This window comes from Shewanella sp. S1-58-MNA-CIBAN-0166 (assembly GCF_040310085.1).
Taxonomy (GTDB): Bacteria; Pseudomonadota; Gammaproteobacteria; order Enterobacterales; family Shewanellaceae; genus Shewanella.
The window spans coordinates 188,950-201,675 of the sequence record NZ_JBEOPN010000001.1 but is presented as its reverse complement, the minus strand read 5'-3'; the positions used below and the strand labels follow the sequence as shown (position 1 = coordinate 201,675).

Here is a 12,726-nt window from a genome sequence, read left to right as displayed (position 1 = left end):
CAATCAACATGCTAAAAGGAGAAACCATTGTTAAATGATATTGAGTTTATTAATGGTTTCTCTGTTGAGTTGGGCGATGATTACCGTTTAGCTAAAAGCTATGTACGCGATATTCCTACCCAAGCGTTAGTTTACATTCGCAGCTTTACCCATAAACTCGCCGCTCAATTAGCGGTGCAGCATGATGTAACGTTTACCTCGGCAAACTTGTATGATCGTATCGAGCAGCTAAACCTTCGACGCGTTATTGATGTTGCTGCAGTGCGGGCGTTACACCGATTGCGCAGTGATGGTAATCGTGGTGCGCATCCTGAAAAATATCATTTAACTCAAACTCAGCTTGTTAGCATCGCAGAAAAGTCGATCCATCAAATTCTGCAAATAATTGCAAAGCTATATCCTTCACTGCATCAAGGTGCTGCTCCGCGCTATCAATTTGAAGCATTTGATTCATATGCTGGCCGCGACTTATGTTATCGCGCAGTGATGAAGAATGACCCCGAAGCACAGTATTTAGTGGGGATGTCACTTAAAGCCAAAGGATTAATGCTACAAGAGCAAGAGCGTGCGTTGGCGCAAACCACAGACGGTTCACTCTTAGCAAATTCAAGTTCAAGTTCAAGTTCAAGTTCAAATTCAGCAGAATCAAACACTCCAAGCCTTATATCAACCACGGTTGAGCAAACGTCAGCGGATGTATTTGCCCAAGCAGCACATTGGTTTCATATTGCATCAGTTCATCATCAAGCGGCATTGTTTGAGCATGGCGTGAGCTTACTGCATGGCTATAGTGGTGCGGCAAATCCTGCGACGGGCGAGGCGTTTATTGCGCAAGCTGCAGCACAAGGTATTGTTAATGCGCAGGCCTTATTAGGTTTCTTTTATCTGGTGGGCAGTGATCAATTTGAAGTGGATATTAATCAAGCCGAAACATTGCTGACATTAGCCGCTAATGCGGAAGATGCTGAAGCAATGTCAAACCTTGGGGTGCTGTTTTATCAAAACCAACAATTTGAACAAGCTTACTTATGGGTAAATAAAGCCGCGCAAACCGGTTACCCGCATGCACAATATCATTTGGCGCTGATGCTTGAACAAGGTGAGGGCTGCCAGGTTGATATCGCTACGAGCCAGCAATGGATGCAAGAAGCCGCCGAGCAAGGTCAATTAGATGCGATGTTACGTTGTGGCAGTGATATTTTGCACGACGATGGTGCTAGCCAACAGCAACTTAATATTGCTGAACACTATTTACATGAAGTGATTAAATACGGCCGTAATGTCACCGCGATGATTGAACTGAGTGTCGCCTTAGCCGACGGCATTTTAGGCCGTATCGATGTGGTACAAGCAGCGTATTTATTACAACAAGCTAATTTGCACGCCAACGAGATTCAGCGCCAAGTTATCGAACCGCTTTGGCAGTCGTTACTGATGCAAATTGACAGTGTTATCGCGCTTAATCCAACGGAAGATGAGTTAGCGACCTTGCAACAGGCAAAGTGCTTACTCGTGTAAATTACGTTTGCTTTATTATGGTTTTTTTACTTTGGGGTTGTTTTTACGTTGGGGGGTTATTAGCCAGTAAGGACTTACCGCAGATAAGTTTGTCGCGCGTACCTTCAATTCGCTTTAGTTAGAAACAATGCCTAATATTTAACTGATATATATTCAACATATCTCAACCTGCTTTGAAGCGCTTAGTGGAAAAACTTCACAGCAAGCCTAGCCTTACCATGCTCATACCAATAGAAAAGGTTAACTGACAGGTGCCTGCAATGAATATAACGACTTTGCCACCGCTTCCTGATGCGCATGCACTGGCTGTGTTATTGCTTGTGTTGCTTGCCCTGTTTCTATTTACCAGAGAATCTATTGCCATTGAGACGTCGAGTCTGTTTATTCTGGCAATGCTGAGCATCGGTTTTACTGTTTTTCCTTACGTCAATTCGCAGGGGCAACATCTTGAGGCGTTGCAGTTTTTCAGTGGTTTTGGCCATGAAGCGCTGGTGGCAGTGTGTGCGCTAATGATTGCCGGAAATGGTTTAGTGCGCACCGGAGCGCTAGTACCTCTTGGCCGAATTCTGGCGCGCTTATGGCTTGTAAGCCCCGCATTGAGTATGTTGCTGACCTTGCTGGTTGGCGCTTTTCTGAGTGCATTTGTTAATAATGTACCGATAGTCGTATTGCTGCTGCCTATTCTAATCAGTGTATCGCTGCGAACCGGAGAGCCAGCTTCGGGGATGTTAATGCCAATGGGATTTGCCACTCTGGTGGGCGGTATGAGCACCAGTATTGGCACCTCGACGAATTTGTTAGTTGTTTCAGTTGCTGCAGATATGGGCTTAAGAAGACTGCAGATGTTTGATTTTTTTGTACCGGCAGCAATCGTTGCCGCTATTGCTATTGTTTATTTATGGTTGATTGCGCCACGCTTACTGCCTGCTCGTAAGGCCATACTCAGCGATACCTCCCCAAGAATATTTACTGCCCAACTGGTTATATTGGAAGACGGTTTTGCAGTCGGTAAGACATTGACCGAACTGATTGAAAAGAGCTCAGGTTTGCTGGAAGTATCACGCATTATGCGGGGCACTGGAACCTATGTTGTACCGTTGCCCGATGCGCAAATTCAGGCTGGAGATAGGTTAATGGTGAATGACACTCCGGAAAATTTGAAGGAACTGGAAAGTGCTCTGGATGCCATGCTCTATGTTGGAGATACGCCTGTTGATGAAGAGCATCCATTATCCGGTGAGGGACAGCAGATTGCCGAAATAGTTGTCATGCAAGGTTCACCTTTGCTCGGTATGACCTTGAGGCAGCTTAACTTTTATGATCGTTATCAATTAATGGTGCTGGCAATACATCGAGAGGGAAACTCAGTAGAGACGCTGCGTGAAAAAATAGCACAGGCCCGTTTGCGCATTGGTGATGTTCTTTTAGTGCAGGGAGATCAAGATACCATTGGCGAAATTAAACGTGCTGGTGAGCTATTAGTGCTCGATGCCACCGCAGATCTTCCGTACACGGATAAAGCGGTAACGGCTTTACTGATTATGGCGGCAATTATTCTTGTGTCTGCATTTGGGGATGTTCCCATTGCGATAAGTGCTGTAGGGGGTGTGCTGCTTATGCTGGTCACACGCTGCCTAACCTGGCGCCATGCTTCTATGGCGCTAAGCACTCAGGTCATTTTGATTGTGGCGGCGAGTTTGGCGATGGGGGCGGCATTATTAAAAACCGGTGGTGCAGAGTATTTAGCACAAGTCTTTGTCGCGTTAACCGCAGGGGCTTCTCCGGCGGTTATTGTATCTGGACTGATGTTGCTAATGGCCATTATGACCAATATTGTGTCTAATAATGCTGCTGCAGTCATAGGCACTCCTATTGCTATCAGCATTGCGCAGCAACTGCAGGTTGATCCCGAACCCTTTGTTATTGCTGTGCTGTTTGGTGCCAATATGAGTTATGCCACACCTATGGCTTATAAGACTAACCTACTGGTAATGCATGCTGGCGGCTATAAATTTACCGATTTTGTCCGAGTGGGCGTCCCACTAACGATTATCGTTTGGGTGAGTTTATCGCTATTACTGCCAGTCATGTATTCGCTTAGCTGGTAATCTTTGAAGTGGCTGTTTATTCTTTATTGGCTACGGCCACTAACGTAGTTGGTTCTGACCACTTCAAAGCTAGTTATGTAAATCATTTATGCAGTAAAGTGAGTTAGCAAGGTACATCAGGGAAAGGCAATAATCGAAAAAGATGAAAGCTAACAAAACCCACCTTAAAAGGTGTAATCAGAACAGGAAATTAGCCAAAAGATTGTACAAAATACCACTACCGTTAAAAAGCGAATTCCTATAGCATCTTACGTTAAGAAAAAAGTTACCCGTTAACTTGGATGTGGCTTCGACCAAGTCCAACAAGCGATTTATGCGTCGCAAACAGCGCAACTCATAAATACTAAAACGTTAACTCTTAATCATGAAAAGGACATCATCATGTTTCCAATGGAATTTTACATCCTCCCTGAAGAGCTCTTCCGACTAGGTAATTCCACAAGTCCAAAGCTTGCCAATGTACGCGCTAGAGACGTAGATATAATCGAAATTAACGGTATTAAGGTTATTATCGCAAACGGTAAAGGCATTAGCGTCTTTGATAAGGTTGGGATCAACGAATCGCCAATGACAGGTTGGGCGTGGCGATTCGCTCCTAACACTAGGCCTCCGGTTGGTTTAAAGATGGTTCAGGATAAACCCCATCACTATTGTATTTCACCGGCGTGTAATATGCCTGTTGATAAATACAAAGGATTACTTGAAGAAATGGCATTGATTGCCACTCGGGTGTTCAAAAAAGAAGGCAAATTTGCATGAGTAGTATTCAACTCGATTTAACCGCTTCTGAAGCCAAAATTATTCTTGAGGCTCTGACAGAAATGGAAGCCAAGATGACTGCCATCTGCGAAACCTCTGCAGATGAAGATGAGGTTGCTGATGTTGGAAATGACCTCATTGAGGTTCGGCTGCTGCTAAACCCTCTCAAGAAGCAAGCAATTACTCAGTTTGGTGAAAATGTAATAAATTTTTCTCGAGAGCTACTATAAAGTTAAAAACAAAGTCACTGCGACCAAATACTCTTCACTTCGTTTTCGTGCCGAAAAATGCTCTCACAAAAACAAAGCTCCGGTATTTGGCGCGTGCTTTGGACGTTACCCATAGAAATTTTAATCCGAAACTCACGAACTAGAGTTAGGAATCTAACGCACTTTTGTCCATAAATACGTCAAATACCTTGCTTGAAAATGGATAAATTCAACTCTGAACTTGTGGCCGTTGAAGACTCTTTATAAAAGAATGCGTGAGCCTGACAGGACGTCAGGCTAGCTTTCGCGGTACAGGATGTAACATCGAAAGCGTTAGCATTTTCACTTTTTATTACAAGATGGGTCGAAGATGGTTACATACGCAGTCAGAAGCTGGATCAATTTCCGTCGCAATGTGTTCGCTGCTGATCCCTTTTTTGCCCGAGCAAGGTGGAACCTTGCGATGTTAATCTGGTGTGGGTGAAGCGCCACGACGTTAGTGGCCGCAGGCCATATCTTAAATACACTTTTGTCCAAAAATCAGCAAGCGTATTAGCTTTTATCATTTGCACAATGGTCACTCTTCCACACCTAGATAATCGCCAGTCAGTTCGGTAATCTAGCAGTGTACGATGGTTAAAAATGTCATTTCAGGCTTAAAGTTCAGGGCTAAATAGTGGTGCACCTAACCACGGAATATAGCTGATTTGTTTTATCTAAGACTATGAAAAAATACTAAAAATAAAACGGCCAGCGTTGTGCTGGCCGTTTTATTTCAGTGTTTATAGTGTTGTTAGGCGAATGCCTACTGAATGGATTAATTTAGGACATCAGTGAGGGATTTACTGCCATTAAATAATTCAAAGACTTTGCCGCCTAGCTGTGGTTTTCCTACAGCGTAAATCAGTGCGCGAGCAACATCTTCTCTGTGAATGGTCATTTTTTCTTTGCTGCTCGGCCGTTGGGTTTGGACTTTACCTGTGGCACGATCATCGGTTAATGAACCCGGTCTAAATATAGTGTAGTTAAGCCCACTGCTGATCAAGTATTCGTCGGCCATGTGTTTGGCAACTAAGTAAGGCTTCATTTGTTCTGAGCCTTGGTCGGGATCGTCAGCGCCGATAGAGCTGACCATAATGAAATGTGACACATTAGCCGCTTTTGCGTAATCAATGGCTTTACAGGCCGCCCATAAATCAATGAGCATAGTTTTGTCTGCACCTGTTTTACCACCTGAGCCAGCGCTGAAAATGACTTGATCGCAATCGTTAAATGCTTGGCTAAAGTCCTGTTCTAAATCCGCTTCAACTATGTCTAGCTTCTTATCGCTGGCGATATCAGCCAATTTATTTTTATCTCGCACTAACGCTATGACTGATTGGCCATCTGCTAATAGCTGCTTTGTCGCCATGTTACCGATCTGTCCGCTTGCGCCTAAAATGAGTGTCTTGTTCATTTTATCTTCTCCTCAGTATCGAATTTTTGGCTTATATTACTGGCAAATGTGGCAGCATCGTTTGCTACTCTATTTGCCCGCCTTCTAATAACATTGGGGTTTGATCTGCGCGATTCAATGCCTAAGAGGTGACTAGTGTTTAGCCGCTCTTTATGTGTTACATAAATAATAAACATAGCAAGTCGATATTTTTGGCGAATATTTAAGGTTTTACCAGCTTAGATATCGTTAATAGCTTGCAGGAATGACGACTAATGACGGTAATCTTAAGATAAACATAGCCAATACCAATTTGGACAAATGGCTAGAATCGGTAAGGTTGTCACTAAACGCATTTAACGGTTAGTTAATCTGCCTGATGCTCAAATGTGCGACCAGTGTGTTGAGTTTGAGTCGATTTAGGTCGGCTAAACATATCTGCGTAAGGCGCTGCTTGTTCGCGCTGAACATCAGCGCGGTCTTGGTAAATATCACCTTGTTGAGCTTGTGACTGGTTTCTCTGCAATATTTTTTTACCTAATAGTTGTAAAGTAATAAAGCTTAATAAGCCCAGTAACAATAAAAAGGGTAATAGCACAATTGTGGTTAATGCGATGCTAAAAAACATCAGTAATGCCAAAATGGGGTTCATAGCCGAGAATCGACTTTTTAAATTGGCAGTGTGGAATGATTGATTAAATTTCATGGTAGCTCCTGAATGCGCTTGGTCTGAATATGGGTGTCTAAAGACGTTACCTATAAATTAGTAACGATGACTTAATGTACAGCTTGCAACGTTTTGACATAATATGTCACGTTAAACCTAGTTAATGTTTTAAGTTTGAGAGCGAAAGTTATTGCCCACACAGACAATGCCAAAGGGTTAATCGAGACTAGATTTAGGCATACTGTTTATAAAATGCTTTTAGTGATGGTTACTTTCGCTGTCATGTTATAACGACTGCATGATGGTCAATAGGTGAGTCAATACTAACCTGTTATTTTTTAACTTTAGTTACGATAGTCCTGCAGATTTGGCATGACTCAAACGAGATTTCTGATTCGAGTTTTCTCGTTCAATATTTGGATGATCATGATAAATATCATCTTTGGGATTAGCTGTTGAAAGGGGTGATGATGCAGTACGATGCTGGCGCATGTATTGGCGGCTTAACAGTGTCATACCGATGAAACCTACAAACACAAACAGTAATATTAACGGTAATAATAGCAAGCCGCCGATCAAGACTGTGGCAACCGTTGTTAATGCTGCCAATGGTCGCATTTTTTGCAGATGTTGCATTATTTTGTGAGTGTAAATTGAACTGAACATCCTCTGGTCTCCGAGGGTTTACCCTATTACATAATCCATCAGGTTGGCTTGATGGATTATTTGTCATCTAGTCGTTTTATTTGAGTGTTGCGCGAGCTAAAAGTTCAATTTAGGCTCAATGTCAGCCGTTGTGTTTACTAATATGTTGGTTCGCGATGGCTTTATCGACGCTGCTGAAAATAATATTGCGAAACCATTGATGTCCCGGCTCTTGATTATTTCGTTCATGCCATAAAAACACATAAGCCATAGGCATAAACTCAAAGGGTAAGGGAATGGGCACCAGCGAATATAGTTTTTGTGCATGGTTAGCAAAGCTAGAGGGCAAGGTAAAAATTAAATCGGTATTGGCACAAACGCTGGCAGCACCATAAAAATCTGGCACTGTGGTCGATAGGTTACGATGTAAGCCCAAGTTGGCTAAGTGGTAATCTAGTGCCCACCAATCGTTACCTTCACATCTTACCTGTACATGAGACATGTTAAGGTAGTGAGCTTGATCCCAGCGACCATCTTTTACAGCCTGTAAAATAGGATGATTTTTACGCACTAAGCAAACTTGATGATCGTTAAATAAGACTTGTGATTCAATGCCTTCAGGTACGTTGTCAATATTGACGTCGGTTTGAGGCAGAATATCTCGACCTGCAATGCCAAAATCTATTTGTCCTTGCTGTAGGTCTTGCATGGATTTTTCGGTCCAAACATAGGAATCTAATTTTATTAACGGTGCCTGTTGTAATAATGGTCCGATAAAATAGGGAATTAAGGTTTCATAAGCACTTTCGACCATCGAGAATGAAAATTGGCGGTTACTGGTCGCCGGATGAAAGGTTGGCGGTTGCGTAAGTTGATACAAGTTTTGTAATACTAACGGCAGTTGTTGTCTTAATGCATCAGCATGTGCGGTTGGCTTTAAGCCGTGTGCTGTGCGTTGAAACAGTGGATCGTCTAGTGTTTCTCGCAACCGATTTAAGCTTTTACTGACAGCAGATTGACTCACATGCAAGCGATGGGCAGCCCGAGTGACGCTTTGCTCCTCAAGTAATACTTGTAGAATGACTAATAGATTAAGATCGATTCGAGCAAGGTTGTCTAAATTCATGTGATATTCTCAAATGGAAATTCACTTCGGATTTTATATCATTTTCATTCATACCTCCATTTGACTTATTATAGCGCCCTATTAAGGGTGACCTTTGTGCATTAAAAATTTGAGAGAAAGAAGTTTATGCGTCGTAACTTATTGCCACTGTTAATGTTTATGGTGCTTTTGAGCCCGTTGGCTATTGATATTTATCTACCGTCTATGCCTGCAATGGCATTGGAGTACGGTGTATCAAACAGTGAAGTACAGTCCACCTTAGTGTTATTTTTATTTGCGATGGGCGTAGGGCAAATTTTAATTGGTCCGTTAGCTGACCGTTTTGGCCGTAAACCTGTCGCATTATTTGGGATTGTACTTTATGGCATTAGCAGTTTATTAGGGGCTTATGCGGTTGAGTTTGAATGGTTGCAGGTTGCCCGTGTGTTTCAAGGCTTAGCGGCTTGTTCCACCTCTATTGTGGTATTTAGTGCGGTACGTGACTGCTATTCGCGCAAAGAAAGTGTGTCGATGTACAGTTATCTAAATGGTGCAATTTGTGTGGTCCCGGCACTGGCACCTACATTTGGTGGCTTATTAGCATTACAGTTTGGCTGGCGTTCTACCTTCATTTTTATGGCTTTGTATGCCATTTTTGTGTTGTTTTTGGTGGGGTTCCGTTTTCCGGAAACACGTCCGTTAAATACCGACAGTACAGGGCCTTTATACCGTTGGAGCCGCTATAAGCCGGTTATTGGCGACCCTCATTTTATGTTTTATGCCAGTTGTTGCATGATCGCGATGGCATCAATTTTATGTTACGTGTCTTATTCACCAGTATGGTTAATTGGTCATTTAGGCATTTCAGAATTAACTTTCAGCGGTTTATTTGGCCTTAATGCTGCGGTAAATATTGCCGCATGTTTTGCTGCCCCAGTGTTGGTTAAGCGTATTGGTAACCGTCCGGGAGTAGTAGTGGCATTATCGTTGATGTTGATTGCTGCTGTTATCGAAGCCGCGATGTACTTTGCTGGCCCTCAAGAAGGATTAGCCGCCGCAATTGCCTTTATGGCTCCGATGATGATTTTATGTATTGGCTTTGCTATTTTGCTTGGCCCAGCAACCAGTATGGCGTTGTCGGCTTTCGGTGAGCGCGCAGGTACCGCGACGGCGATGTTAGGTTGCATTCAAATGAGTGGGGCATCAATACTGACGGCGTTGATCCAGCTAACAGATACACCTGCACCTTATGCGATAGCGGTTGTGATGGGGGGCTTTAGTGCAGTATTGCTGATCATTATGGCAATGAACCGTTTAAGCCATTTGCATCAAGAACAGTTACAACATGACTAATTAGCTTTAGTAATATCACCTTTAACCCGCAGAATGCTAACCACATTCCGCGGGTATTTTTTTTGTCTCAATATGATGAAACTTAGAAACGGGCGTTAATTGCTATGCCAACATTAGTTTCTGAATCACTATTATACTCACCATTATCGAAATAATGTTCTAGTGAAAACTTAGCCGAGAATACATCTGAAAAATGCCAGAAGTAACGTGTATTTAAACCCGTTTCAGTGATGTTGTTGCTGTGGCTACTTTTATTTGAGTCATCAATATTACTGCTGCTGAAATCAGTATTTACATCTGTCCGGTAGTAAGTCGCACCCACTGACCATGCGTTATTGATATACCAATCTGCAAACACTGCAACAGTATAAATGTCATTTTCAAAGTTTATTTTAGAATCTTGCACTATAGTCGGAGTTGAGCCATCAACTTGAGTGAGCATTTCGTTGTTGATATATTGTGGGTTTTGATAACCTACAGCCCCAGTTATAAACACTCCAGCGGTTGATTGTAATGGAATAAAATGTTCGTAAGTTAACGTGATAGCATCAATGTTTTGGCTAAAATATGATTCAAATTCATATTCTAGATATGCGCCATTGTTAGATTCTGATTCTGAGTTGGTCGTGTAGTTCAAGGATAACTTTGAGTGTTCGCTAAAAAAATATCCAGCACTAATCTCGTATGTTGTGATGTCAAATACAGCATCATCTGCATTTAACTGGTTGACTCCAGCCCCCAAAAACCATTTTGAGTCAAAAACGTATTCTCCAGAGATGTGATATAAATCTTGGAAGTCAGTTGTGGCATAACGCGCAGAAACAGTTGAGCCTTGATTAAAGAATCCCGCCAATGCGTATGGCTTATCTGCTTGTTCAACCGCTTTAAAGTAATAGCGATAATTGGCGTTAACTAGGCCATCCGCTTCACCTGATGAGTCTAAAAAACCGATTTCTGCTTCGTGGTGATAGGTATTATCTTGGGCTGCATATGCAGGGATTGTGGCCAATGCGAGCATTAATGCCACAGACATCTTTGTTCTAGTCATAGTAATGGTTCTTCCTTGAGGTATTATGGTGTAGAGCGAAGTATATTGAACTCAACTTTACATATTTGCAACAACAGATTTGCAACAAAATAAGACAAAAAATGAGCAGAAGTTATTGTATCCATTGTCAATACCCACAGTCGGCTTGCGTGTGTCATGCGCTCAAACCGGTGGCGTCAAATACCGAGGTGGTGGTGATGCAGCATCCATCTGAAGTGGATCATGCTAAGAACACCGTGAGGTTATTGAAACTGGTGATGCCGCAGATGAAAATTTACGTGGGTGAATCTGCCGCGGACTTTATTGAGCTGCAACATTATTTAGCTGCGCAAACGAAGCCGATTTATGTGGTTTATCCAAATGAGCACAGTCAAACTGTAGCCGAGGCTGGAGCGAGTGAGGCTGCGATAATTATTTTAGTCGACGGTACTTGGCGTAAAGCATACCGAATGTTGCAGCTCAATCCGTGGTTACTTAATTACCCGTCATTGCATCTAGAATGTGAAGATGAGTCGCAATATATCATTCGTAAAGCGAAACGTAGCGACAGCTTGTCGACTCTGGAAGCGGTTGCCCACACGTTGATTGCGTTAAATCCCGCTGCTGAAATCGCGCCAATATTTGCAGTGTTTAACGCAATGGTGCAACATAAGTTAACGGCCATGCCTGCTGTGGTTCGTGAGCGTTATAGCGGCGATAAAATCAAAGGATAGACAAGATGAAACATCGGCTAATAGGCTCATTTATTTTGCTCGTTACTGCCAGTTCATTGGCGTTTTTTACAGTAGCTGCTGATAAGCCACATAAAACAATGACCTTGGCTGAAAAAGGCGAGCAAGCGCGCCAAGAGTCGGCTGAACTTGAGCAAACGCAATTGCAAAAAGCGCGTGAGGCAGCCAAGGCTACCTCGGAACGTGAGCAAGAAGTATTAGCTAAGTCGCAGCCAAACGATTGGGAAGCGCAGCAGCTCGAAAAAGCCCGTGCTCAATCGGATGAGCGTTTAACCCGTCAGCAAAAGTATTTACAACAGGCGCAAGAGGCCGCTACTCAAACCCGTAAAATCCCTAAAGACACCAGTATAGAGCCAGTTCAATCTGATTAGTCTTGCTGTTGATTGACCCATTCGGTTTATTTTGGAGTTCGCTTTGTCGTCTTGTCCTTTGTGTCACCATGAAACAGTTGCTTTTTCTCAAGATAAAAGTCGTCCCTATGTCCGTTGTCCGCAATGTTTTTTGGTATCGGTTCCTGCAGCATTTCATTTGGATCAAATAGCTGAAAAAGCCCATTATGATTGCCACAATAATGACGTTGCCGATGTGGGTTATCAACAATTTTTATCTCGTACTTTAACGCCATTAATCGCCCGTATTAAACCCGACGCAACAGGGTTAGATTTTGGCTGCGGTGAAGGCGCAGTGTTAAGCCAAATGGCTGCAGCGCAAGGTATTAAGGTGGTTAATTATGATTTATTTTACCACCCAGATACTCAAGTACTCTCTCAGCAATATGATTTTGTTTGCTTAACTGAAGTGATAGAGCACATTGCCAATGCGCAGGCGTTGATGACGCAGTTAAGTACATTATTGTTGCCTGGCGGCATATTGGCAGTAATGACCAAACAAGTACCCAGCTTAGATAAGTTTAACAATTGGTACTATAAAATTGACCCAACTCATATCAATTTCTACTCTATAGAAACCTTTCAATGGTTAGCATTACAGCAAGGTTGGCAGCTTGAAATTATCGACAGCGATGTGGTGTTTTTTCACCTTCCAAAGTCGCCAGTTTAGTCGTGAGTGTTGGGTATTAATAAATAGATACAATTGACTTGTTAGCAAAGCGGTAAAAGATTTAACAAAAGCGTCATTTCAAGGTAGTT

The 12,726-nt window shown here is 42.7% G+C and carries 13 protein-coding genes; 8 read left to right on the top strand and 5 right to left on the bottom strand.

Translation table 11 applies throughout. The features are described from left to right. Nucleotides 1-27: 27 nt before the first annotated feature. The 4 genes from AAEY99_RS00925 (at nucleotide 28) to AAEY99_RS00910 (ending at nucleotide 4,615) form a co-directional block, all read left to right on the top strand. A complete protein-coding gene (locus AAEY99_RS00925; protein WP_351008597.1) occupies nucleotides 28-1,518 on the top strand; it encodes a DUF4145 domain-containing protein in 1,491 nt (496 codons plus the stop codon). Nucleotides 1,519-1,778: 260 nt separating this feature from the next. Next, a complete protein-coding gene (locus AAEY99_RS00920) occupies nucleotides 1,779-3,626 on the top strand; it encodes an SLC13 family permease (protein ID WP_192114020.1) in 1,848 nt (615 codons plus the stop codon). Nucleotides 3,627-4,007: 381 nt separating this feature from the next. Further along, the gene (locus AAEY99_RS00915; RefSeq protein WP_011635781.1) at nucleotides 4,008-4,385 is read left to right on the top strand and encodes a Tse2 family ADP-ribosyltransferase toxin; all 378 of its coding nucleotides are present in this window, start codon (nucleotides 4,008-4,010) and stop codon (nucleotides 4,383-4,385) included. Continuing rightward, the gene (locus AAEY99_RS00910) at nucleotides 4,382-4,615 is read left to right on the top strand and encodes a hypothetical protein (protein WP_123778767.1); all 234 of its coding nucleotides are present in this window, start codon (nucleotides 4,382-4,384) and stop codon (nucleotides 4,613-4,615) included. Before AAEY99_RS00915 ends, AAEY99_RS00910 begins: the two co-directional genes overlap by 4 nt. A gap of 796 nt (nucleotides 4,616-5,411) precedes the next feature. On the opposite strand, the gene AAEY99_RS00905 is transcribed toward AAEY99_RS00910, so the two are convergent. The 4 genes from AAEY99_RS00905 to AAEY99_RS00890 all read right to left on the bottom strand — a co-directional run bounded on the left by AAEY99_RS00905 (nucleotide 5,412) and on the right by AAEY99_RS00890 (nucleotide 8,467). Beyond that, on the bottom strand, nucleotides 5,412-6,050 hold the full coding sequence (locus tag AAEY99_RS00905; RefSeq protein WP_350977396.1) for an SDR family oxidoreductase: 639 nt from the start codon (nucleotides 6,048-6,050) through the stop codon (nucleotides 5,412-5,414). A gap of 346 nt (nucleotides 6,051-6,396) precedes the next feature. After that, the gene (locus AAEY99_RS00900) at nucleotides 6,397-6,735 is read right to left on the bottom strand and encodes a hypothetical protein (protein WP_162022094.1); all 339 of its coding nucleotides are present in this window, start codon (nucleotides 6,733-6,735) and stop codon (nucleotides 6,397-6,399) included. 309 nt (nucleotides 6,736-7,044) lie between these two features. Continuing rightward, nucleotides 7,045-7,362, bottom strand: coding sequence for a hypothetical protein (locus tag AAEY99_RS00895; RefSeq protein WP_351008594.1), 318 nt, complete (start codon nucleotides 7,360-7,362; stop codon nucleotides 7,045-7,047). Between the two features lie 121 nt (nucleotides 7,363-7,483). Next, complete coding sequence (locus tag AAEY99_RS00890) at nucleotides 7,484-8,467, bottom strand: LysR family transcriptional regulator (protein WP_101084919.1); 984 nt, start codon at nucleotides 8,465-8,467, stop codon at nucleotides 7,484-7,486. A 126-nt stretch (nucleotides 8,468-8,593) separates the two neighbouring features. Here AAEY99_RS00890 and AAEY99_RS00885 point away from each other — a divergent pair, with 126 nt between their 5' ends. After that, nucleotides 8,594-9,799 (top strand): multidrug effflux MFS transporter, encoded by a 1,206-nt coding sequence (locus tag AAEY99_RS00885; protein ID WP_335692091.1) that lies wholly within the window; start codon nucleotides 8,594-8,596, stop codon nucleotides 9,797-9,799. 82 nt (nucleotides 9,800-9,881) lie between these two features. On the opposite strand, the gene AAEY99_RS00880 is transcribed toward AAEY99_RS00885, so the two are convergent. Further along, entirely contained in the window at nucleotides 9,882-10,847 is a 966-nt protein-coding gene (locus AAEY99_RS00880) for a hypothetical protein (RefSeq protein ID WP_351008592.1), read from the bottom strand. Nucleotides 10,848-10,948: 101 nt separating this feature from the next. On the opposite strand from AAEY99_RS00880, the gene AAEY99_RS00875 reads away from it, so the two are divergent. The 3 genes from AAEY99_RS00875 to AAEY99_RS00865 are packed head-to-tail and all read left to right on the top strand — an operon-like array spanning nucleotide 10,949 to nucleotide 12,637. After that, nucleotides 10,949-11,560, top strand: coding sequence for a tRNA-uridine aminocarboxypropyltransferase (locus AAEY99_RS00875; protein WP_351008590.1), 612 nt, complete (start codon nucleotides 10,949-10,951; stop codon nucleotides 11,558-11,560). A 5-nt stretch (nucleotides 11,561-11,565) separates the two neighbouring features. Then, nucleotides 11,566-11,949, top strand: a complete 384-nt coding sequence (locus tag AAEY99_RS00870) for a hypothetical protein (RefSeq protein WP_192114027.1) — start codon at nucleotides 11,566-11,568, stop codon at nucleotides 11,947-11,949. 43 nt (nucleotides 11,950-11,992) lie between these two features. After that, complete coding sequence (locus AAEY99_RS00865; protein WP_192114028.1) at nucleotides 11,993-12,637, top strand: class I SAM-dependent methyltransferase; 645 nt, start codon at nucleotides 11,993-11,995, stop codon at nucleotides 12,635-12,637. Nucleotides 12,638-12,726: the final 89 nt, after the last annotated feature.